The sequence below is a fragment of the Paenibacillus marinisediminis genome (assembly GCF_054343325.1).
In genome coordinates this window covers 228225-252060 of record NZ_JBTGUH010000005.1, presented here as the reverse complement: position 1 = coordinate 252060, position 23836 = coordinate 228225, and the positions used below count along the sequence as shown (strand labels likewise).

Annotated in this window: 17 protein-coding genes; 13 read left to right on the top strand and 4 right to left on the bottom strand. The window is 48.0% G+C overall.

The features are described from left to right. Positions 1 to 14: 14 nt before the first annotated feature. Genes vanT through vanG form a run of 3 tightly spaced genes read right to left on the bottom strand, consistent with a single transcriptional unit; the run spans position 15 to position 4095 of the window. Entirely contained in the window at positions 15 to 2240 is a 2226-nt protein-coding gene (gene vanT / locus ACXX53_RS13930) for a serine racemase VanT catalytic subunit (RefSeq protein WP_458569250.1), read from the bottom strand. Continuing rightward, positions 2225 to 3028, bottom strand: a complete 804-nt coding sequence (locus ACXX53_RS13925; RefSeq protein WP_458569249.1) for a D-alanyl-D-alanine carboxypeptidase family protein — start codon at positions 3026 to 3028, stop codon at positions 2225 to 2227. Before ACXX53_RS13925 ends, vanT begins: the two co-directional genes overlap by 16 nt. Continuing rightward, on the bottom strand, positions 3019 to 4095 hold the full coding sequence (gene vanG, locus ACXX53_RS13920; RefSeq protein ID WP_458569248.1) for a D-alanine--D-serine ligase VanG: 1077 nt from the start codon (positions 4093 to 4095) through the stop codon (positions 3019 to 3021). Before vanG ends, ACXX53_RS13925 begins: the two co-directional genes overlap by 10 nt. A gap of 232 nt (positions 4096 to 4327) precedes the next feature. On the opposite strand from vanG, the gene ACXX53_RS13915 reads away from it, so the two are divergent. From ACXX53_RS13915 to ACXX53_RS13880, 8 genes are all read left to right on the top strand, one after another. Then, on the top strand, positions 4328 to 5254 hold the full coding sequence (locus ACXX53_RS13915; RefSeq protein ID WP_458569342.1) for a polysaccharide deacetylase family protein: 927 nt from the start codon (positions 4328 to 4330) through the stop codon (positions 5252 to 5254). Positions 5255 to 5463: 209 nt separating this feature from the next. Beyond that, positions 5464 to 7071 (top strand): ABC transporter substrate-binding protein, encoded by a 1608-nt coding sequence (locus tag ACXX53_RS13910; RefSeq protein ID WP_458569247.1) that lies wholly within the window; start codon positions 5464 to 5466, stop codon positions 7069 to 7071. Positions 7072 to 7226: 155 nt separating this feature from the next. Beyond that, the gene (locus ACXX53_RS13905; RefSeq protein WP_458569246.1) at positions 7227 to 8198 is read left to right on the top strand and encodes an ABC transporter permease; all 972 of its coding nucleotides are present in this window, start codon (positions 7227 to 7229) and stop codon (positions 8196 to 8198) included. Positions 8199 to 8254: 56 nt separating this feature from the next. After that, complete coding sequence (gene opp4C, locus ACXX53_RS13900; protein WP_458569341.1) at positions 8255 to 9127, top strand: oligopeptide ABC transporter permease; 873 nt, start codon at positions 8255 to 8257, stop codon at positions 9125 to 9127. A gap of 129 nt (positions 9128 to 9256) precedes the next feature. Beyond that, positions 9257 to 11122: an SLC13 family permease gene (locus ACXX53_RS13895; protein WP_458569245.1), complete on the top strand. Its 1866-nt coding sequence runs from the start codon at positions 9257 to 9259 to the stop codon at positions 11120 to 11122. Between the two features lie 325 nt (positions 11123 to 11447). Then, on the top strand, positions 11448 to 12776 hold the full coding sequence (locus ACXX53_RS13890; RefSeq protein ID WP_458569244.1) for a hemolysin family protein: 1329 nt from the start codon (positions 11448 to 11450) through the stop codon (positions 12774 to 12776). Positions 12777 to 13144: 368 nt separating this feature from the next. Next, entirely contained in the window at positions 13145 to 13822 is a 678-nt protein-coding gene (locus ACXX53_RS13885; RefSeq protein ID WP_458569243.1) for a TerC family protein, read from the top strand. Positions 13823 to 14123: 301 nt separating this feature from the next. Next, entirely contained in the window at positions 14124 to 14972 is an 849-nt protein-coding gene (locus tag ACXX53_RS13880; RefSeq protein WP_458569242.1) for a DegV family protein, read from the top strand. Positions 14973 to 15526: 554 nt separating this feature from the next. Here ACXX53_RS13880 and ACXX53_RS13875 read toward each other — a convergent pair. Continuing rightward, the gene (locus tag ACXX53_RS13875) at positions 15527 to 17302 is read right to left on the bottom strand and encodes a sigma-54-dependent Fis family transcriptional regulator (protein WP_458569241.1); all 1776 of its coding nucleotides are present in this window, start codon (positions 17300 to 17302) and stop codon (positions 15527 to 15529) included. Positions 17303 to 17518: 216 nt separating this feature from the next. On the opposite strand from ACXX53_RS13875, the gene adh reads away from it, so the two are divergent. The 5 genes from adh (at position 17519) to ACXX53_RS13850 (ending at position 23779) form a co-directional block, all read left to right on the top strand. Next, positions 17519 to 19039 (top strand): aldehyde dehydrogenase, encoded by a 1521-nt coding sequence (gene adh / locus ACXX53_RS13870; protein ID WP_458569240.1) that lies wholly within the window; start codon positions 17519 to 17521, stop codon positions 19037 to 19039. Positions 19040 to 19054: 15 nt separating this feature from the next. After that, complete coding sequence (locus tag ACXX53_RS13865) at positions 19055 to 19420, top strand: DUF779 domain-containing protein (RefSeq protein ID WP_458569239.1); 366 nt, start codon at positions 19055 to 19057, stop codon at positions 19418 to 19420. A gap of 170 nt (positions 19421 to 19590) precedes the next feature. Further along, entirely contained in the window at positions 19591 to 22089 is a 2499-nt protein-coding gene (locus tag ACXX53_RS13860) for an S-layer homology domain-containing protein (protein WP_458569238.1), read from the top strand. Positions 22090 to 22232: 143 nt separating this feature from the next. Continuing rightward, a complete protein-coding gene (gene rnhA / locus ACXX53_RS13855; protein ID WP_458569237.1) occupies positions 22233 to 22883 on the top strand; it encodes a ribonuclease H in 651 nt (216 codons plus the stop codon). A gap of 74 nt (positions 22884 to 22957) precedes the next feature. Next, a complete protein-coding gene (locus ACXX53_RS13850; protein WP_458569236.1) occupies positions 22958 to 23779 on the top strand; it encodes a protein-glutamine gamma-glutamyltransferase in 822 nt (273 codons plus the stop codon). Positions 23780 to 23836: the final 57 nt, after the last annotated feature.

Here is a 23836-nt window from a genome sequence, read left to right as displayed (position 1 = left end):
CTCAGACAAGTAAATTATTGTATATATTGCTTTACATATGGATACCCTTTGGACGTATATACATGCTCCACCCGACTTCCGATACGGCTCATGATCTCATTCGTCAGCGTCCCGCATCGTGCGGCGATCTGACCTGCAGTAATAGCTTCCGTACCGTCTTGTCCAATTAATGTCGCCGTATCTCCTTGCTGTATACCTTCGATCGAGCTGACATCTGCCATGAATTGATCCATGCAGATACTTCCTACGATGCTTGCCCGTTGACCACGGATAAGCACATACCCGCCGTGGTCTCCCAACGTCTTCGGAATACCGTCGGCATAGCCAATCGTAATGATGGCGATCCGCATATCACGCGAAGCCATACAGTTATGCCCATATCCGATCGGAGACTGGGCGCTTATGTCCTTAACCTGCGCGACTGTCGCCTTCAGGGTAAGCACGGGGCGCAGCTCTGCTTGCGCCATAATCGGATCCTCATCATGGCTCAGTAATCCGTATAACGCAATGCCAGGTCGCGCCAGATCATACTCCATCGATGGATGATTCAATATTCCATAGCTGCTCTGAAGATGAACAGCGCCAGGATCTAGACCAGCCTCTCTAATCTGCTGCACTACGCTGTTTAACCGATCCGCTTGCATGCTCGAATAAGCGATACGCTCTTGATCCAGACTGTCGGATACGGACATGTGACTGAACGTCCCTGTAACCTGCACATGTTGGAGCTTATAGCAGGATAGGATCCGATCGATGTTCTGATAGGGCTCGCCTAGACGGTTCATGCCGGTGTCAATCTTCATGTGCCCCTTTAGCTTTAGTCCATATCGATCCAAGGCAAGGGCGTAATCAGCGTTGACGATCGTTTGCGTCAGCTTATAACGCCAGAGATCATGGACACGGTCAGGCGATGTATAGCCTAAGATCAGAATATCGCCGGTTACACCATGCTGGCGTAAGCTAATTCCTTCTTCAATCTCGGCAACTGCAAATTGTGATACACCGATCTTATTCAGAGCCTGCGCAATCCGTATGCTTCCGTGTCCATAAGCATTAGCCTTGACGACTGCCATGATTCGGCAGGCAGCAGGAAGTGCTCGCTGTAACTCCAGTACGTTATGCTCCAGATTCCTCAGACTAATCTCCGCCCAAGCTCGATGCGATGAAGCCTTCGCAGGGCTGCTCTTCGAACGCAACAGCACACGAGCGACTAGCATAGCTAATAGGATAGATAGAACGGAAACAGCAATATAATGAATGAGACTATTGGTTACGAGCAGGGTGGTGAGTCCTGTCACTTTGGCCAAGCCGCGAATCATCACGATGGCGGCTGGATGCAGAATATAGATCCATGTGCTGACTTGTCTTAAGTAAGCTCCCTTCTCTCCCGTTTCTCCCGTTCGATTGCCTCTCCGCTCACTATGAGCTCCCACCAACAACGACTGCAATAGAAAGTAAACGGCAGGGACGAGGAATACATACATGCTGTCATGACGAGGCCATTCCAAGCTATGAAGAAGGATGCCTTCTGCAAATAGCATAATCACCGAAATAGTCAGACCGACAAGGTTGAACGTTAATGATGCCGGTTTCGCAGACTGCTTGGCAGCAAATGCGCCCAAAGCAATAAACATAGGGGCGAAGAAGATGCCGTTCCGCGTGTAGTCGAATAGGATGAACATTCCATCATAGAGCTGTTTCAACGCTGGCAAATGAACGGTTAGTCCGTAGTAGCTGTCGCCTAGCAATCCCATGATGTACAGAGCGGCAGCTAGGATCAACATGACATTCATTGAGGTCGTTCTATACAAAGCGTAAGTCACATACATGCCTAGAAATAGCGCCGGCATATACCAGAGATGATAGAAGGTTCCGTTAAACGCTATATCCTGAATAAATCGGACGAAGCTGAATTCAGCCGAGAAGTATCCGCTGTATAGATTTAGCGGGATATACAAAACGATAGCAATGATGTACAGCTTACCGATCTTACGGGTGTAACGGTGCAGAGCTCTTCGATCGTTAATCGGATTGCCTGTAAGCTTGCGGAAGAAGAAATAGCCTGAAGTGATAAAGAAGAACGGTACGGCTATTCTCGCCGCGATGCCAGTAAGGAGAAAGTCAGCATATGGACTATAAGACATCAGAGGCCCTGTATGAATAGCGATCACAAGCAAGGCAGCGATAATCCTAAACCCATCTACTCGGTAAAAGTTAGGCTGATTCACTTGAACACCCACTCGTGATCATGATAGATCGTAACGATAAACCCATCGCAGTTATTTCCTGACCATTCATACTCACAGTCGCTCTTCATCATGATCGATGTCTCGCATTCCTCGGCCCTAACATAATACATCTCTATGAGGTGGCGCTTGTACTTCATATATAGATGCGAACCCTTATAGGGGAATTGTTTGATAAAGTCGATATATTCTTCTAAGCACAGATCATGCTGCTCCATTATAATCGCGTGGGGAACGCCGACATAGCGGTAATGCCACGGCTCACACGCAATGTTCGTGATCGATTCTTTGCCTTCCTTATATCTCTGGACAAATCCATACTCCGCCGCAAGCTGCCTGAAAGTCGCGAATACCCCATCGTGAGGAAGCGAAGGACAGAGATAGTCCACTTCCTCGACCAGCTCTCCGACATCAACGGCGAGCCCTGTTTGGTGCTCACTTTCATTTGGACGAGCTACATACTTGGCCGTGAACTCGGCTCCATGCTCCATCAGCGAGGTATCGTATATATGCTTCTGCTGCGCCTGTGTGCGATATCCGCTCACGATACCGATGCTGTCTTCAGCATGACAAGCTTTCAGCCATGCACGCAGCTGCAGGCAGCAAGTTCGCTCGAGACGCAGCTCTTGTTCTTCTGTGCCTGCTTGCGGAATTGCTGTCACAGGTATGATGCTGCCATCTTGAGGCTGCGCCGCTAAGGACCAATCCCGATTCACTAATATTAAGTGTCCATGATGAATCATCTCACGCTTCAGACTGACTACTGCATCTGTTAGTGGCATGAGTTCACCTCCTTCGCAGCATCTAGCGAGAGCTCAATAAGCCGATTCATTAATTGCGGATACGATATACCGCTGCAGCGCATCATGTTCGGATATCGACTTGCAGAGGTGAATCCAGGCATCGTATTCACCTCATTAAATACGATGCGCCCATCCACAGTAAGGAACATGTCTACCCGAGCGAGCCCCGTACAGCCTAGTGTTTTATAGATCAGACGAGCGGTATCCTTGATCTTATCAGCAACAGCCGCATCTATTCTCGCAGGCAAATGGATCTTGGAAGAGCGCAGTGAATATTTCTCTTCATAGTCGAAGAATTCACCTGTCAGCTCAATCTCATCTACTTCAGCGATAATGGGGTCTTCTGAATGACCCATAACCGCGCAGCCTACTTCAAATCCGCTCACATTCTGCTCGATTACCACCTTCCTGTCATGCAAGAAGGCGGCTTGAATCCCATTCATAAACTCCAGCTTGTTGTATGCCTTCGTGATGCCGAATGATGAGCCTGACTTCGCTGGCTTAATATACAACGGAAAGCCAAGCTTCTCTGCGTCTTGAACAGTATGATCGAGACGATCGCCCTCGAATACAGTAATTGATAGCGCAGTTTCAACGCCTGCTGCTCGGACGATCTGGCTCGCAATGGCCTTGTCCATACAGATCGCTGATGACAAGGTGTCGCATCCGACATAGGGAATGCCGGAAAGCTCCAAAAGTCCTTGCACAGTACCGTCCTCGCCGTTCTTACCGTGAAGAACGGGGAATACGGCATCTACAGCCGTGACGCGATACTCTGTGCCTACCAACTCTACGATCCCGCCGATCTTCTTGCTTGGCGAGATGAAGGCGGGGATGCAGCTAGGGTGAGTATGCCAGAGATCATTTCGTATATCCTCTGTAGTGCCATTGTAGCGAAGCCATGCTCCTTCTCTTGTAATCCCAATCAAAATAATATGATAAACAGAGCGGTCTAGATGATCGATAACAGAGGCTGCCGATTGCAAAGACACATCATATTCAGTCGAGCAACCGCCGAACAATACGGCTACATTTTTCATTTTCATGAGTGGTCTCTCCTGTTCCTATTCATTAAGATACAGTCGATTATAGGGACAAGAGCTGAAGCAATTTCCAAGAAATTGTTAAGAAGTATGAAGAAGATATGAAGAAATGATGATTTCGCTGCCTGCGGACATTCGTAGATGGAGCCCAGTGATGCTGGAGAAGGTTATATGAACCAATCCATGAATAGGATACACTATGAGGTTATTTGGAATCGGAGGAATGAGCATGGTCATGACCAAGGACACAGTCAAAAGGCTAATCATCAATTGTGATGATTTCGGGCAAAGTCCCGCCATGAATAAGGCAATTATGCATCTGCTGGAGGAAGGCAAGGTATCTTCGGCCACGATCATGGCTGTTGCGCCGGGGTACGAGGAGGCGGCTTCCTGGACTGCCCGCAGGCGGCAGCGAAATGTAGGGCTTCATCTGACGATGACAAGTGAATTCGATGCCTTGCGGTGGAGCAGCCTGACAGGTCATCCCTCGCTGCACGATGAGAGCGGCAAGCAGTACAAGACTGTGAAGGAATTCGAGCAGGGCGCCGACACGAAGGCCGTGCTGAAAGAGATCGATGCGCAATATGAACGGGCGAAGAAGTCGGGTATTAAGATCAGCCACCTCGACAACCACATGGGCAGCCTGTATGGAATAGAAACAGGGCGAAGTCTGATCCCGCACATGCTGTGGAAGGCGGCGCGCTGGCGGCTGCCAGTGCGTCTCTTCCGGTACATTCATCCGGAAGATCCGCTTCTTGGCTCGTTGAAGGGAATCGAGCGTCCAGTCGCGCTTGCCTCAGCGCTCGCGGATACGTTCGGCGTGCCGATTCCCGATTACTTGCTGTCGCACCCCTTCCACCTGCAGGAAGGGGAGACCTATAACAGCTTCAAGCGATCCATCATCGCCAAGCTGTACAAGCTGCCGGATGGTGTGTGTGAAACCTACATCCATCCGGGCGCGGAAGACTCTTGGATGCTGGCGAACATTCCGGACTATGAGAAGCGGGTATGGGAATATCGCCTGCCCTTCGATGACGACTTCGCCTATGCGATGCGCGATGCGGGTGTCATCTTAACGGATTACCGCTACGTAGAGAAGCATCTAAGGCGCCCGCGGTTTCAGTCCGCTCTTAGGCTGCTAAGAGTGCTTATAAGCTCGTGAATCCAAATAGGCACTAGCCATCATAGATAATAGATTCGTTAGCCGCACAGCGCTGGTTGTGCGGCTGTTTGGTTGCGGGCGATGCAACGAGGTTCCGACAAAGAACGGCGAACAATTATTTTAGTTGACAAACTTTTAAAAACATATAATAGTAGGTTATACATTTAAGAATAATATGGATATTTTGGAGCGTTAGGGGGCTAATTTACGTGAAATATAAGCAGTTTAGTAGAAAATCGTTCGTGTTTCTATTAGTTGGAGTCTTGCTGGTTCTGTCAGCATGCGGCGGAGCAGGGAGTCAACCTTCAAATAACAAGAAAACGGTCAATATTGGGATAACGCACTCTCCCGGCAGCTTGAACCCGCTGTCACCAGTCGGCTTGGCGTCTACCTACGTTGCAGGCTTGATGTTTCTGCCGCTGGTTGAGATTGACGAAGATCTAACCTTTAAGCCTATGCTGGCTGATTCTATAGAGACTAAGGATCATACAACCTTCACGATCAAGCTGAATCCGAACGCGAAGTGGACGGACGGCACGCCAGTTACGGCAGATGATGTCATCTTTACGTTGAAGCTAATGGCTAACCCTAAAGTAGCATCCATCTATACTTATATGTTTGGCATTTTGGAAGGGCTGGATGATGCGGGTTACTTGCCAGAGGGTAAAGAAGATATATCCGGCGTTAAGAAATTAGATGAACATACGTTGGAATTAAAGACGAAGGCTCCTACTACGATAAATATTTTTTGCGATACGATCGGCAGATACTTGCTCACTGTTCCTCAGTCAGTACTGAAGGATATAGCTCCTGAAAATCTGAGCAAAAGTGAATTTATGCAGAAGCCTACGGTAACGAATGGTCCGTTCAAGCTCGTAGCGTACAACCGTGATCATTTTGTGCAGATGGAAGCGAACAAAGACTATTTCAAGGGCGCTCCGAAGCTGGAGCAGCTGAATTTCAAGGTGCTGCAGCCAAATGCGATCTCTATGCAGCTGCAGAGCGGCGAGATTGATATGAACATTCCTTCGGTTGGCGTGATTCCAATTGATGAGCATGACAAGATTAAGAGTATGGAAGGAATCACGACTGTAGACGGGGCACCAATCGCAACTCAATTTATGTACATTAATGAACAAACAGTGCCTGACGCGAAGCAAAGACAAGCCATCTCATATGCGATGAACCGTGAACTCATCGTAGAGAAGCTGCTTAAAGGGTCTGGCGAAGTTGTCGACGGCTTCTTTACGAGCATCAGCCCATATATCGATTCCAGCGTGAAGCCTGTCGGTTATGATCCGGAGAAGGCTAAGGCTCTACTGGCGGAATCGGGATGGGACACTTCTAAGACACTTTCCTTGTCCGTCTTATCTGGGGACAGCACGTTGGAGCAAGCAGCTAATATTATAGCTGAGAACCTCAAGGGTGCAGGCATCAACGTTAAGATTCAGATGCTGGATCTAGCAACACTTATCGATTCTATCGTGAAGATGGAATATGACTTGGCGATTCTGACGGTTTCGATGACGCCAATCAATCCGCTGCCGGACATTGCTTATTTCTTAGGAGAAGGCAATCCTAACGGCTACAGCAACAAAGACATCGACACGCTCCTTGCTTCTTTGAGAGCTGAAACAGATGAGGCGAAGATCAAGCAGTATTACAGCGAGATTCAGAAGATTACCGCTCAAGACGTTCCTATGCCGTCCATCTATGCTACTCGAGCTTTAGGTGCTGTTAATAAGAGAGTAATAGGAGCTAAGCCGACTGATTTCGGTATGTTTATAAATGTGCATGAGTGGGATATCAAGCAATAAACGTGATAGATAAAGTACGAGAACCGCTTTCTATATGACCATTGCAGAGCAGAAGCAGACAATTGATATCGTAATCCTAAACTGTTGAGGACAAGGCTTATTGTATTCAATGAGCCTGTTTCTGCTGTTAAGATGAAGATCCGAGGTGTTGTTATTTGTTTAATTATGTACTGCGGCGAATTCTCATTGCGATTCCCGTGCTGTTCGGAGTGACCGTCATTAACTTCATTATTATGAATATGGCGCCGGGCAATCCCGTGGATATGCTCATTAGCCCAACCATTCCAGCAGAGGCGTTAGAAGCAAAGAGAGTAGAGCTAGGTCTTAACGCACCGATTTATATCCAATATTGGAATTGGCTCAAGCTTCTGTTACAGGGCGATCTAGGGTATTCCATGATAACGTATCAACCTGTATCGGAAATGATAGGGGCGCACTTGGGACCGACCTTGCTGCTCATGGGTACTTCATTGCTGCTGGGCTTAGCTATTGCGATTCCATTGGGTATCTTAAGCGCGACCAAGCAGTATTCGAAGCTGGATTATACAGCGGTTACGGGTGCTTTTCTCGGTATTTCTGTACCTAACTTTTTCCTTGGACTAGGACTTATCTATATCTTCTCGATCTGGTTAGGAATTCTGCCATCCGGAGGCATGATAGAGCTAGGGGGCGGAGGCGGCTTCGCCGATGTGCTCATACATATGATCATGCCTGTTATCGTGCTTACAGCCAATGTGGCAGGTCGCAATATTAGATATGTCCGCTCAAGTATGCTTGAAATCTTGGAGCATGATTATTTGCGAACGGCACGAGCTAAGGGCCTGCGAGAATTTCTAGTTGTCAATAAACACGCGATGAAGAATGCCTTAATTCCGATCATCACCGTGCTTGGGCTGGAGATTCCGATTCTATTTGGCGGAGCTGTAGTGGTGGAACAAATATTTTCTTGGCCGGGATTAGGACAACTGACGATGTCATCGATTATGAATCGTGATTACTCCACGATCATGGGGCTCAATCTGGTGGCAGCTGTCGTAGTTATTGTTGCGAATCTAGTAACAGATATCGCCTATGTCTTGGTTGATCCAAGAATTAAATTAAGTAATAAGAAGAAAGCGGCGGTCTAATGAATCTAATGAGAAGATACTTCACGGGCCGCAGCGGACGGCAAGAGGCTGCGGGTATGATGAAGCTGAATAGCGTGGATAGCCCCAATGGGACGGTTGTAGAGCGATTCAAACGGCACAAGCTTGCTGTTGCGGGGCTTGTCGTCATTGTGATCCTTACTCTATGCGCCATATTCGCGCCTATTATTACGCCTTATGAGCCTACTGAAATTACGGAGAATTTCAGTGCTCCTCCATCTATGGAGCATCTGCTTGGTACGGATCAAGTCGGCAGAGATCAATTTACTCGTCTTATATATGCCGCGAGAGTATCGTTATCCGTAGGGATCGGGGCAGTTGCCATCTCGGCCGTCATCGGAACGATCCTTGGACTGCTCTCGGGCTACTTCGGCGGCTGGGTTGATCATGTTATTATGAGGATTACGGATGTGTTCATGTCGTTTCCGTATATTATGTTGATCCTTGTCGTTGCTAGTATCGTGGGGCCAGGCTTATTAAATATCATACTCATCTTAGGTGTTCTCGGATGGCCCGGCGTGGCGCGCTTAGTTCGGGGCAATGTGCTCTCGATTAAGGAACAGGAGTATATTACGGCGGGAACGGTGCTCGGCTTGCGAACGCACATCATCTTGTTCCGCCATATCCTTCCGAATACGATGGCGCCGATCTTGGTCTATGCCACATCAGGAGTCGCTGGGGCGATATTGGATGAAGCGGCGCTTAGCTTTCTCGGTTTGGGAGTCCAGCCTCCGACGCCGAGCTGGGGGAATATGCTGTCAAGCGCCCAGTCGCTCACTGTGCTGACGTCACAGCCATGGCTATGGATTCCACCTGGTATAATGATTATATTGGCTGTGTTGTCTATCAACTTTATCGGCGATGCGCTTCGTGATGCGCTGGATCCGAAGAATAAGCAATCTCGTTCCTGAATAGAGAAGAGCCAGCCTTTAGCATATGCAGCGGCTGGCTCTTTCCATGTAATCCATGTTACAGGATAACGTGATCCAGGTATCGTAACATAGAACATAGTCTGTTACATCGTAGAGGGGGAATTAACTGTGAACGGACCAATGCTGTTGACGCTGATCATATTAGCAGCAGCGTCAGCATTGTTTATTTCAGGTAAAGTACGATCGGATCTTGTTGCGATTGGCGCCTTAATCGTGATGATGCTGACGAATATATTGACGCCCAGCGAGGCGCTGTCAGGCTTCTCCAGTTCGGTTGTCATTATGATGGTCGGCTTGTTTGTAGTTGGAGGAGGCATATTTCAGACTGGCTTGGCCAAGATGGCGAGCCGTAAGCTGCTGCAGCTCGCAGGGAAGAATGAAACGCGCTTGCTGATCATGGTGATGCTGGTTACGGCGGCGCTCGGCACGTTCGTCAGTAATACAGGAACGGTGGCCGTTATGATGCCGATCGTCGTCAGTTTAGCTATGAATGCAGAGATTAATCCCGGCCGCTTGCTGATGCCGCTTGCTTTCGCCAGCAGCCTTGGCGGCATGCTGACCTTAATCGGAACACCGCCTAACCTGGTGATCCAGGATACGCTGATCAATGCGGGTTACGAGCCGCTGTCCTTCTTCTCGTTTACACCGATTGGACTAGTCTGTCTCGCTGTTGGCATTGTTTCGCTCATATTTCTGCGCCGATTTCTACCTAAGAATGAAGAAGGCGGCAGCAAGAAGCGCACCGGACATTCGCTTAAGGAACTTGCACGAAAGTATCAGCTGTCGCAGAATCTATTTCGTGTTCAAGTGGGAGCAGAATCCCCTATTCGCTCGAAGACGCTGCTAGAGCTCGATATCCCCGCACAATTCGGGTTGAACGTCATCGAGATTCGCCGCAAGATATCGACCAAGAACCAGTTCTTCAAGACGATTAATCAAGAAATAGCCGGACCGGACACCGTGATTCAGGAAGAAGATATTTTATATATTAACGGGTCCTATGAACAGTTAGAGCCGTTTATTGAACAGTATGAGCTGGAGCTGCTCGATCGCCAGGCCTCAGAGAAGAAGCAGCTAGCCAATGCGGAGCAGTATGCTACCAGCGACGTAGGTATCGCAGAGGTTATGCTGACGCCTAACTCGAGGCTGATTGGTCAACTCATTAAGCACTCCGGCTTTCGTGAAAAGTATAGTATCAACATTCTGGGGATTCAGCGGAAGGAGCAGTACCTGCTGCATAATTTGAAAGAGGAGAAGATGCGCTTCGGCGATGCTCTGCTCATTCAGGGGACGTGGAAGGATATCGCCTTACTGGCTGCGGAGCAGGCTGATGTCGTCGTCGTTGGACAGCCGCTTGAAGAATCGCGCAAGGTAACGATGGACAATAAGGCGCCGATAGCAGCCGGCATTATGCTGCTGATGGTCCTATTGCTCGTTACCGAGATCGTCCCTGCGGTGGCTTCGGTCATGATCGCGGCTGTATTGATGGTTATATTCGGCTGCGTCCGCAGTATGGACGAAGCGTATAAGACGGTCAACTGGGAAAGCATCGTGCTTATCGGCGGAATGATCCCGATGTCAATCGCGATTGAGAAGACAGGGGCGGCCGCACTGCTGTCAGAAGGACTTGTCAATTCACTGGGCAGTTATGGGCCGCTCGCTCTACTCGCAGGTGTGTACTTCACGACGTCAATACTCACGATGTTCATCAGCAATACAGCTTGTGCTGTACTATTCGCGCCCATTGCGCTTAACGCTGCGATACAGCTTGGAGTCAGTCCGTATCCATTCCTGTTCGCGGTATCGATCGGAGCGAGCATGTGCTTCGCTTCTCCGTTCTCGACGCCGCCTAATGCGCTGGTCATGTCGGCTGGCCGATATAAGTTCAGCCATTACCTGAAGGTCGGGCTGCCGCTGCAGCTGGTGATGGGCATAGCTATGGTTGCTGTGCTGCCTCTGTTCTTCCCGTTTTAACGCGTTCGAAGAAGTGCTGCGGACATGGAAGTTACATTTTCGAATAATAGGGGTAAATATAGCGTAATAGGTGGTTTTACTTACAGCGTTATCTGAACATATAATGATTTATGTAAGGAATGGATCATTCAAGGAGGTGACTAAGACGATGGACGATGGGCCAGAGGATGCGGGCGATAGGCTATTGGCATTATGCGGTTGGCGTACGATCAAATATGTCTGGAAAACGAGCTATTATCGACGGAATTAGATCCTCTATCAGTTAAGTAATTAACAGCGAGTTGGAAATAACGATGACCTAAAATTACGATGGAGGATGAATAACTTGTTTACAGAAATATTGATACTAATGATACTCATATTGCTGAATGCGTTTTTTGCGGCTTCTGAGATCGCGTTGATCTCATTGAATGATAATAAGATTAAGGCGATGGCGGAATCAGGGCACAAGAAAGCCCGGCTGCTGCACAACCTTCTGAGCGAACCGAGCCGTTTCTTAGCCACTATACAAATTGGTATTACTCTTGCGGGATTTCTGGCGAGCGCCTTTGCAGCCCAGAGCTTTGCAAGCGAGATCGCGATGATGCTCTATGAGGCAGGAGTGCCTATCGCACTGGGCGTTCTGGAGTCGATCGCGGTTATTGTCATTACACTTATCCTGTCTTATTTCACGTTAGTGTTAGGCGAACTTGTACCTAAGCGTTTGGCGATGAAGAAGTCAGAGCCGATCGCGATGTTTGTCGCGTTGCCATTAACGATCCTATTGAAGATTGCCGCTCCGTTCGTTAAATTGCTGACCAATTCGACGAACTTGATTGTCCGATTGTTCGGAGTCGACCCTTATGATAATAAGGAAGAAATAACCGAGGAAGAGATTCGGATGATGGTCGATGTCGGTAACGAGAACGGTACGATTCAAGAGACGGAGAAGATGGTGATCAACAACATCTTTGAGTTCGACAATAAGACAGTAGACGATATCATGACACATCGCAGCGCTGTAGTCAGCATTCCGATTGACCTTTCGCTGCAGGAAGTCGTGAAGATTATTAATATTGAAAAATATTCCCGATACCCGATATACGTAGATGATGCAGATCATATTGAAGGTATTTTGCATGTTAAGGATATGTTTCAATTTATGGATGCGAGCGTGAGTAGTGAGAACGACTTCGCGCTGAAGGATATTATTCGTAAACCTTACTTTATTCCGGCGTCGAAGCACATAGACGACCTGTATAAAGAGATGCAAAAAGACAAAGTCTATATGGCAGTTGCGATCGATGAATATGGCGACATGGCGGGTATCGTGACGATAGAAGACTTAGTCGAAGAGATCGTGGGCAACATATTTGACGAGCATGATGAAGAAGAGAAGTCGATTGAACAGCTTGATGAAGATACGTTCTTGATCAATGGGGGAACGAATCTGCGCGATCTCAAGGACTATCTGGATGTGGAGTTTCCACTGGATGAGTATGATACATTAAGCGGCTTCTTGATTGGTCTATTGGATCGGATCCCGAATGAAGATGAGCAGCCTGTCATGGAGTACAGCGGGTTCCATTTTAAAGTGGAAAATGTTGATGATATGCGGATCACGGCCGTCAAAGTGTCAAGATCTGAGCCGCTGGATACACCAGAAGCTCTATAAGTTATAGGGGCCAGGTTATATTAGGCTGCTTGGCAGCTAGTAAATGATGGTGAACCGCTCTAGCGGATTAATCATTCCGAAAACCTTGTCCATGCACTTGGCATAAGATATAATAGGGAGTATTGAGGAGATAGAAGATTTGTAATATAATAGTATGTCTCTGAAAAAACCTAGGATAACTTGATTCAAAGGCGTATTTTCTTGTATAGCGTACATTATGGCATGATAGCTTCATATTGAATAAGAAACCTCAGTCCATCTTGGGTTGAGGTCTCTTTATATTGAGAGTATGATCTTTAAACAAGAAGTTTTAAGTTATAGGTCACAGAACTTATATAACGTTATACCATATCAAGGAGATGTTTAGATTGGATATATTCAGTATTGAATTCTGGACTGGCCTATTGTCAATCGTCATTATTGATTTAGTGTTGGCGGGTGATAATGCGATTGTAATCGGGCTGGCCGCACGCAATATTCCGAAGAAAGATCAGAAGAAAGTAATCATATGGGGGATGGCGGGTGCAGTCATCATTCGTATCATTGCCACGGTATGTGTAGTTTATCTGCTCAAGATTCCTGGATTGCTCATTATAGGCGGCTTGATGCTGCTCTGGATCGCGATTAAACTCGTTACCGAAGATCATGAAGAACATAATATTGAGGCAAAGAACAATATATGGGCAGCCATTGGAACAATCATCTTCGCTGACGCTGCCATGGGACTTGATAACGTGCTTGCAGTAGCAGGTGCGGCAGAAGGACATATTGTACTCGTGATCATAGGATTGATGATCTCTGTTCCTGTCGTTGTATGGGGCAGCACGTTGGTGCTGAAGCTGATCGAAAGATTTCCTTGGGTCATTTTTGTTGGATCTGGTGTATTAGGCTGGACATCCGCCAAGATGTTTGTAAACGAACCGTTACTGGATCAGTTCTTCACTAACCCGGTCATTAAATATGGATTTGAGATACTGATGATTGCTCTAGTTGTCTTTATCGGCATCGCGAAGAAAAACAAATCAACTGCCGTCAGTCAGTCATAGGTCAATGTAGTTGCATCGGCAATGCCGCACAAAAAGTAGGTAGTGTCTCAGAATTGAATAATAGCTTAGGCTGCAAGGAGCGGACGCCTCTCGGGGTGTTCGCTCTTTTTGGTATATTGCAGCGGCATAGTTACTTTCTAGCAGCATGGATAATTTGCGTTTATCTTTACTATGGCGAATGATATAATGGTGAGCAATTGTGTTGAGATCTATAACGCTTATCAAGTGTATGAAGTGTTTATAGCTTATGTGAGCCTTCTCAGCATACATCATATGTCAAATCAATAGAAATGGGAGCTCAATGACAAAAAAGATTGCTTGGATCACAGATAGTACGGCTTATATTCCTGCTGATTTAAAGGATAACCCAGATGTTTTCGTTATGCCCCTAGGGATTATATTTGGCAACCATGCATACGAAGATGGTATTGATCTAACTACAGAGCAATTGTATCGACGCATTCGAGAAGAGACAGTCATACCTAAGACGTCGCAGCCGCCTATTGGTAGATTTGCTGAATTATTCGAACGTCTAAGTGTTGATTATGATTGTGCAATCGCTATTCACGTATCTGAGAAGCTAAGTGGAACACTAGCTTGCTGCCAATCCGCCGCAGAGATGGGTTCCTTCCAGGTTGAGGTCGTTGATTCGAAGTCGATGTCTTATGCGATCACAACATTGCTGTACAAGGGCATCGCGATGGCCAAGGAAGGAATGGATTGCCAGGAAATTGCAGGTGTATTGCGTCAAGAGGCTAATAAGTCGGAAAATTATATCGTGTTAGGCAGTCTGGAGCAGTTCTATAAAGGCGGTAGAATGACAGGCACTCAGTACCTGCTAGGGTCTCTGCTTCGAATTAAACCCGTTATTCGAGTTAACTCCGAAGGAGCATTCGAACTGTTCGAACGAGTTCGCTCAGAGAAGAAAGCGTACTTGAGAATGATTGAATTGTTCGCAGAAGCGTATCAACGGAACACAATTCGTCAATTGCAAATTATGCATGGCAATGTGAAAGAGAAAGCAGAAGCATTCAAGCAAGAAATGAAAAGCCGCTTCCCAAGCCTGGATATCGTAATCGGCGAGATAAGCTCTACTATTGCTGTCCACGCGGGCGAAGGCACTCTGGCCGTCATTTGGCATAATGAGTAAACCCAGTTTAATCTATTCAAAAACAGACTACTTCCTATAATTAGGAGGTAGTCTGTTTGTTATAACGAAGTATACTTCTCCTCAAACACAAGATGATGCTAGGACTGCGGACACACGATCCGCTATTTGCCGCCAAAACCGCTATTTTGCCATCCCCACGGACCGTACGTCCGTTATTTGTGACAAATCGGCCTATTTTTGATAGAACCGAAGCAAATAACGGCTTCTGTGTCCGCTAAACTCCCAATATGCTGCTTTTCTTAGAAAATAACGGCCCCTCTGTCCGTTCAGCGGATTACATTGCATATTTCCATCGCCTCTACCAGATGATGATAGGGCTGCGGACACACGATCCGCTATTTGCAGCCAACACGGCTATTTTGCCATCCTCGCGGACCGTACGTCCGTTATTTGTGACAAATCAGCCTATTTTCGATCGAACCGAAGCAAATAACGGCATCTGTGTCCGCCAAACCTCCAATATGCTGCTTTTTTTAAGGAATAAGGGCTCCTCTGTCCGTTTCAACAAATTACACCGCTTATCCATCACTTTATTACATCAATGCGATCCCGTACTCCTCCAGCTTACGGTACAACGTCGTTCGGCCAATCTTCAATAGGCTGGCAGCCCTGCTCAGATTCCAGCCGGTTAGATGCAGCGCCTGTTTGATCGCGGCTATCTCCGCCTCTTTAATGGAGGGGGCTGCTTGTTTCAATGGAGCTTGCTCCGGGACTTGCTCCTCATGTTCCAACAGCAGATGCTCGGCTCCGATAGGGCCGCCTTCGGCAAGAAATGAGGCTTGCAGGAGGACGCTGCTAAGCTCGCGAATGTTGCCTGGCCAAGCATAGCTCCTTAGCTTGGCTTCAGCCGCGGTCGTCAGCGAGAGCGACGGATATTGCTGCCTCTGCAGGAGATGTGCGACTATCGTCATGATATCGCTTCTCTCGCGGAGTGACGGCAGGGTAATCAATATTCCTTTCAGCCGATAGTATAGATCGGCTCGGAACGTACCCGCCTTAATCTCCTCCTGCAGATTCTTATTAGTCGCTGCTATAATACGCACGTCAATTCGCTTGCTTTTCGTGCTGCCGACCGGCGTGATGGTGCCTTCCTGCAGTACTCTTAGCAGGGAAGCCTGCGCACGCAGCGACATGTTGCCTATCTCGTCGAGGAATAGAGTCCCCTTATGGGCGGCCTCGAACTTGCCAATGCTGCCCTCTCGATTGGCGCCTGTAAACGCACCGCGTTCATAGCCGAACAACTCACTCTCGACTAAGTTGTCCGGAATTGCACCGCAATTCAAGGCGATAAAGGGCTGCGCTAATCGAGAACTGGACGTATGTATAGATTGGGCAAACAATTCCTTGCCTGTTCCGCTCTCACCAAGCAGCAGCACGGGATAATCGGTCAACGCTGCCTTCTGCGACAACCCCTTCTTCTGCAGAAGTGCTGGGCATGTTCCGGCAATATCTTGGAAGGTGTACAAGTTATGCTCATTCGATATCCGCCTCTGAATGGCGATGGAACGCCATACCTTATGCTGAGAGTCGTTGATCGTGTCGATCGTAAAGCCTTTAGCGCCGTTAAATGGTTTGCCAACCGCATCTTTTCCGACAATACGAAGCGCAGCCTGATTGGCACGAATGATTCGATTATCAGAATCGAGTGAGAGCAGCGGCAGCGGATATTGCTGTACGGTATAGTCTAACTCTTTCAACGTGATGAGATGCGAGTGCTTAGATTGTTCGAGGAGGAGTCTATTCTGAATAGAGTCTGATGCCATAGTGGCGAGCAGTAACGTATGTGGGCTGTAATTTTCCTGCTTGCCGCTAATGTTGATCACACCCAGCAATTCACCGGTCGGACTGAAGATCGGGGCGGAAGCGCAGGTTAGAAAGTGATTAGCCTCGAAGTAATGCTCCTCCGCATGCACGCTTACCGGCACTTGCTCTATCAACGCAACGCCAATCGCGTTCGTACCCTTCCTTCGCTCGTTCCAGTTGGCGCCTACTTGAAGCTGCACCATCTCGGCACGGTTGGCAAAGGCGGGGTCGCCTGCGACGTGTATAATATGCCCTTCAGCATCTATGAGCAGGGCGATTTGTCCCGTCTGCTTAATAGCATGATGCATCTTCTCCAATATTTGCTCTGCATGCTTTACCATAACCTGATGCTGCTTCACAATTTCTAGGATTTGATTGCCTGATAGGATGCGGTCATCGAATGGGTCATTTGTCTTCATACCATAGGTATGACAACGCCTCCGAGACTTCTCGGCATATGCGGACAGATCGTATGAACCGAGCTCCAGCAACATGAACACCCCCATGATCAACTTAAATTAAGTACATTAAGGGCCTCCTATTTCCCCAGTTATTCATTTATACGATCCATTGTGTTCCAATATGAAACACTGCTGTCGTTCCAGAACAGCACAATAGATATAAAGCGCTCAAAGGCAAGCTGGGCGCAGCCACATGTACGGGTATGGCATGGTTATTGCTATGTACTATATGTGAAACCATTTCTAAGGAGGCTGCGATTCATGATCTATGCACAACCCGGACAGATTGGATCAAAGATCACATTCAAGAAGCGCTATGAGAACTTTATAGGCGGTCAATGGCTGGCGCCGGTTAATGGACAGTACTTCGAGAACGTCTCACCTGTAAACAATCGTCCTTTCTGTGAGGTTCCTCGTTCTACTTCAGAAGATATTGAACTTGCTTTAGATGCTGCACATGCAGCGAAGGACGCATGGGGACGCACTTCTGTTGCTGAGCGCGCCCTGATTCTGAACAAGATTGCCGATCGGATCGAAGCCAATCTAGAAGTGCTTGCCGTTGCGGAGACATGGGACAACGGCAAGCCAGTACGAGAAACGATGGCAGCGGATCTGCCGCTCGCGGTGGATCATTTCCGTTACTTCGCTGGCTGCATTCGCGCGCAGGAAGGCGCGCTCAGCCAGATCGACCATGATACGGTCGCGTACCATTTCAACGAGCCGCTTGGCGTTGTTGGGCAGATCATCCCATGGAACTTCCCGATCCTGATGGCAACGTGGAAGCTTGCTCCTGCGCTTGCCGCAGGCAACTGCGTAGTGTTGAAGCCGGCTGAGCAGACACCTGCATCGATCATGGTGCTAATGGAGCTGATCGAAGATCTGCTCCCGCCAGGTGTCGTGAACATCGTGAACGGCTTCGGACTTGAGGCAGGCAAGCCGCTCGCTTCCAGCAACCGAATTGCGAAGATTGCCTTTACCGGAGAGACGACGACAGGCCGCTTAATCATGCAGTATGCTTCCCAGAACATCATTCCGGTTACATTGGAGCTAGGCGGCAAATCGCCGAACATCTTCTTTGAGAATGTATGCGCTCAGGATGATGCGTTCTTCGATAAGGCAATCGAAGGCTTTGTTATGTTTGCCTTGAATCAAGGTGAAGTGTGCACGTGCCCGTCGCGCGCGCTGATCCAAGAGTCGATCTATGATCAATTCATGGACAGAGCTTTGAAGCGGGTAGCGGCGATTAAGCAGGGCAATCCACTCGACACCGAGACGATGATCGGTGCGCAGGTATCGACGGAGCAGCTGGAGAAGATCTTGAGCTACTTGAATATCGGCAAGCAGGAAGGCGCAGAATGCCTGATTGGCGGGGGTAGAGCGATCTTGGAGGGCGATTTCGAAGACGGCTATTATGTTCAACCGACCGTGCTCAAGGGTCATAACAAGATGCGTATCTTCCAAGAGGAGATCTTCGGCCCAGTCGTTGCCGTTACAACTTTCAAGGATCAAGAGGAAGCTTTGGCTATCGCGAACGATACGCTCTATGGCTTAGGCGCAGGCGTATGGTCACGCGATATGACAACCGCATATCGTATGGGGCGCAACATTCAAGCTGGCCGCGTATGGACGAACTGCTATCATGCTTACCCGGCTCACGCGGCATTCGGCGGCTATAAGTCCTCCGGTATCGGCCGCGAGAACCACAAGATGATGCTCGCGCACTATCAGCAGACGAAGAACCTGCTAGTCAGCTACAGCCCTAATGCTCTCGGATTCTTTTAAGAGGCTGCCGGATGTATGACGAACGATGTTCAGAAGGTGCTTGCCACTGACGCTGCTTTAGAGCTGATCGAGATGCTGAAGACGAAGCACGGTCCAGTCATGTTTCATCAATCAGGAGGCTGCTGCGATGGCAGCTCCCCGATGTGCTATCCTCAAGGAGAGTTCATGCTCGGTGAACATGATGTACTTCTTGGTGAGATTGGAGGATCCCCCTTCTACATGAGCGCAGCGCAGTACGAGTATTGGCGGTATACTCAGCTTATTATTGATGTAGTGCCAGGCCGAGGAGGCATGTTCTCGCTGGAGGGACCTGAGGGACGGCGGTTTCTTACTCGTTCGCGAGTCTTTACTGACGAGGAATTGCGATTATTAAAGCTATGATTCTATAGAACGTTGATCAGGAAGGCCCGTCTTCCGGCAGAGTCCGCTGAAGAGGGGCTTTCCTGTTCTCTATTTCCTCCACCCTAAATATTGAATCGCTGTAGAATATATGAAAGTATTCTATTATACTCATATATAGGACTTATAACCTACTAGAAGGGGATACTGTGATGAGAGCAATGAAAAAATTAGTCATGTTCATGCTTGTTGTCTTGATGATGACAGCTGCTCCGCAAGTATATGCGGCGGGCAATGCGGCAATTGCGGATAACGGCAGCGTTATTAATCAGAACATCGTGTTTATTGATGTCCAGAACCACTGGGCGAATGATGCTATTTATGATATGGCTCAGAAGGGGTATATCAGCGGGTATCAAGATAATTCATTTAAACCAGAGAAACCAATCACGCGGGAGGAATTCGCTAAGCTGATCTCTGTCACGTTTTCGTTGGATCTGGTGGATGTGGATACTCCGTCATTCTCGGATGTGCAGCGAGATCGTTGGTCCTTTAAATATGTCGAGGCAGCGAAGGAATTTCTTACAGGCTACTATCCGCCTAAAGGAAAGCCATTCTTTAGTCCTGCTACGAAAGCTACTCGTGAAGATGTAGCAGTGGCGCTCGTAAAGGTGTTGGGCTATACGCCTGATGATTTACAAGATCCATACATACTCGACCGCAATTTTAGTGATGTAGACAGCATTTCCTATAACCTAAGAGACTATGTAGCTATTGCGACTGAAAATCGACTCATCCAAGGCTATGAAGACGGCACATTCCGTCCTGAGAATCCGATTACGCGTGCGGAAGTAGCCACGCTCCTCTATCGAGTAATCAAGGATTCTTCTCATGATCAAGGAGAAGGCTTGAAGCTGGAAGTGAGTGTACCTGAGAAGACTACGACCGGAACCTTCTCGGTTGAAGGATCGACTAGCCGCAATGCGAAGGTGACCATTAACGGTTCAGCTGTAAAGGTGGACGATGGCCGCTTTAAAGAGCTGTACAAGCTGGATGAAGAAGGTCGTCATACCATCACGATTACAGCGAAGCTGCCGAGTGGTCAAGAGAAGAGCGTAACGAAGACGATCGTTTATCAGATCGATGGCCCTCAATTGAGAGTGAATGATGTGCCAGAGACAACCACAAAAGAAACGATTACGATCAGCGGTACCGTAACGGATAAGAATGACAGCTATCCAGTAGTATATTTGAACGATGAGAAGGTGTCTGTATCCAGCTACAACGGTTCCTTCTCGGAGGAAGTAAAGCTGCAAGAAGGCGTGAATAAGATCGTTGTTCGCGCAGTTAATAAGCAGGACAAGTCCACTGTTGTGACGAAGACGATCACGTTCAATGCGGGAGGTCCTAACCTCCAAGTGAACTCCATACCAGAGCAAACGGCGAATGAGAAGCTGACGGTTTCTGGTACGGTAACGGATAAGAACGATGGCTATCCAACGCTCTATATTAATGATCAAAAGGTATCTGTCAGCAGTTACAATGGCAGCTTCTCAGAAGAGTACACGCTCCGTAACGGCGAGAATACATTCGTATTCAAAGCGGTCAACAAAAATGGCAAAGAGACGGTTGTTACTAAGAGGGTTACATTCAACGCCGATGGTCCTGTACTGCGTGTGAATGATCTTCCGGCAGTATCAACGAACGAGACGATCACGATCAGCGGTACGGTTACAGACAAGAATGACAGCTATCCAACGGTATACTTGAACGATGAGAAGCTGTACGTAGCGAGCTACAACGGTGCATTCTCCCAAGAGGTTAAGCTTAAGGAGGGTGTGAATACATTTACGATTCGCGCGACTAATAAAGCTGGCAAGTCTTCTAAGGTGACGAAGAGCATCGAATTCAGTGTCGGGGCTCCTGTGCTGCAAGTGAAAGCGCCAGATGTGAGCAAGCTGAAGGAAGTTACGATAACAGGAAGCGTGTCGGACAAGAATGACAGCTATCCAACCGTTTATATGAACGGTGAGAAGTTATATGTGGCAGGCTATGATGGATCATTTTCAGAGACGGTGACTTTGAAGGACAATGAGAATACGTTCGTATTTAAAGCTGTGAACAAGATCGGCAAAGAGACGACCGTAACGAAAGTCATTAAGTACGTTCCTGGCGGACCTGTGCTGCAAGTGAATGATATCCCTGCAACAACGACATCCAACACGATCACAATCAGCGGTTCTGTGAGCGATGATAACGACAGCAGATTTACCGTCTACTTGAATGATGAAGCAATTATTTCAAACAGCTATTATAATTCGTTCTCGAAGGAAGTTACACTGACTGAAGGCGTGAATACCTTCGTCATTCGCGCGGTGAACAGCGCGGGCTTATCGACGTCCGTGACGAAGACGATTACCTTCACAGTAGAAGGTCCAGCTCTTGTTGTTGGCTATGCGCCAGAAACAACAACCAATCCTGAGTTTACATTAACGGGCAGCGTAACCGATAAGAACGACAGCAGACCGCAGTTGTATCTGAACGACGTGCTCATTAACGTGGATTGGAACGGCTCCTTCAGTAAGAAAGTGCAGCTGAAGGAAGGGGCTAACGTCTTTACATTTACGGCGGCTAACAAGCTAGGCAAGACAACGACGGTCGTGAAGACGATCTTCCTGCAGACAGCGCCTCCAGCAGAGCCGGGGGTATAAGAAGGCAGAACAATAGGAGCTTCCTCCGAACTCAACGGGGGAGGCTCCTTTTTGCTGTGAGAGTCGCGCGGTTGCAATTGCACGATTGAAATAGTAGATTAAGAGTGAAATCCACATGAAAGTGGAAGGGAAGAGGGCAGTATATGGCTAAGCAAAAATATTATGTCGTATGGGAAGGCAAACGGCCGGGAATCTATACGAGTTGGCCGGAGTGCCAAGCCGAAGTAGCGGCATACAAGGATGCAAAATATAAATCCTACTCCACGAGAGCGGAGGCGGAGCAAGCATACAAGGAAGGCTGGAAGAAGCACTGGGGCAAGAAGGAATCAGGAAGCGCATCGGCGGGCAAGGCGAAGGCAGCCCCATCGACGCTGGCGTCAGCAGGGGAGATTGACTATGACAGCATCTCAGTTGATGTAGGTACGCAGGGTAATCCCGGACCAATTGAATATCGAGGTGTGGATACGCAGACAGGTCAAGTTTTGTTTGCTCGAGGACCTATTCCGAACGGAACCAATAACCTGGGCGAGTTTCTCGCTATCGTCCATTCCTTGGCCTACTTAAAGAAGCTTGGCAGCCATAAAACGGTGTACAGCGATTCCCGCACAGCTATGAAATGGGTCAGAGAGAAGAAGGTAGCAACTACCCTGGAACGCAATGCCTCCACGAAGGAAGTGTGGGATCTGGTTGACCGTGCTTTAAAATGGCTTCAGACGAACAGCTATGACAACAAGATATTGAAGTGGGAAACGCAAATATGGGGCGAGATCAAGGCAGATTACGGTCGAAAGTAGTATTCTGTGCACTTTACCTAAGGTCGGTACGTACAATAACCTAATTGAGGTTATAAGCGATCGGAGGTGATACAGTGACAATCATCGTGAGCAATGGCGAAGATCAAGTAAGCAGAATTCCGATGACGGAACTGGAAAGATCGATTTTTGTACAGAAACAGAACAGCTCTGTTGTGTATCGATATGAAACTCCAGCAGACTTGGCATTTGAGCTGAATATGAGAAGCAGGATCGTTTCTAATGCTATCGCTCTTAACAACAGCGGTCTGAACTTCTCAACGTTCGAGAAATCCAAATGCAATGAGCGTGTCTGGACACGGAATGATAACGGGGGCTTTAGTTTGAACTATGGTGTGCAGCCCTCCCATGGGATACTCGATATATTTCAGAATGGCCATCTTTACGCAACGGAGTGCGCTACTGCAATGGTGATCGTGATGTACAGGTCGATGTTGGACGGCATCGGCAAGGCGGCATTCGATTATCATTTTAAGGACATCGTACTATATGACTGGGAATATGACAGCGATTTGCGATTGATACCCAGCTACAATAACAGTGAGGCGTATCCTGGAGACATCGTCTATTTTGAGAATCCTGATTATAATCCGGAAACACCGGAGTGGCAGGGGGAGAATGCGATTGTTCTCGGCAACAATCTGTATTATGGGCATGGGATCGGAATTAAGACGGCGGATGAAATCATCGCTTCACTGAATAAAGAAAGAGTGCCAGGCAGTACGACTCCTGCCTATTTCTCTGATTTTGTACTTTCCCTGGACTTTGAGTATACCCGGAGTTTAGCTGCAGGCGGTGTCAGTCCCTTTTTATTTCGAGACAAATACAGCAATGCGCACATCTACGCCAGAATAGGCACACATCTATACATGCAATAAACCGGTCTACATGATCGGTTTTTTTGTTGCCATAAACTCACGGAATGCACAGGTTAT

What these genes read in the sequence shown, in the direction of transcription:
- ACXX53_RS13915 (WP_458569342.1), top strand. Translation starts at nt 4,328, where the DNA reads ATGACCAAGGACACAGTCAAAAGGCTAATCATCAATTGTGATGATTTC.
- opp4C (WP_458569341.1), top strand. Translation starts at nt 8,255, where the DNA reads ATGATGAAGCTGAATAGCGTGGATAGCCCCAATGGGACGGTTGTAGAG.
- ACXX53_RS13860 (WP_458569238.1), top strand. Translation starts at nt 19,591, where the DNA reads ATGAGAGCAATGAAAAAATTAGTCATGTTCATGCTTGTTGTCTTGATG.
- ACXX53_RS13880 (WP_458569242.1), top strand. Translation starts at nt 14,124, where the DNA reads ATGACAAAAAAGATTGCTTGGATCACAGATAGTACGGCTTATATTCCT.
- adh (WP_458569240.1), top strand. Translation starts at nt 17,519, where the DNA reads ATGATCTATGCACAACCCGGACAGATTGGATCAAAGATCACATTCAAG.
- ACXX53_RS13925 (WP_458569249.1), bottom strand. Translation starts at nt 3,028, where the DNA reads ATGCCACTAACAGATGCAGTAGTCAGTCTGAAGCGTGAGATGATTCAT.
- rnhA (WP_458569237.1), top strand. Translation starts at nt 22,233, where the DNA reads ATGGCTAAGCAAAAATATTATGTCGTATGGGAAGGCAAACGGCCGGGA.
- ACXX53_RS13865 (WP_458569239.1), top strand. Translation starts at nt 19,055, where the DNA reads ATGACGAACGATGTTCAGAAGGTGCTTGCCACTGACGCTGCTTTAGAG.
- vanG (WP_458569248.1), bottom strand. Translation starts at nt 4,095, where the DNA reads ATGAAAATGAAAAATGTAGCCGTATTGTTCGGCGGTTGCTCGACTGAA.
- ACXX53_RS13875 (WP_458569241.1), bottom strand. Translation starts at nt 17,302, where the DNA reads ATGGGGGTGTTCATGTTGCTGGAGCTCGGTTCATACGATCTGTCCGCA.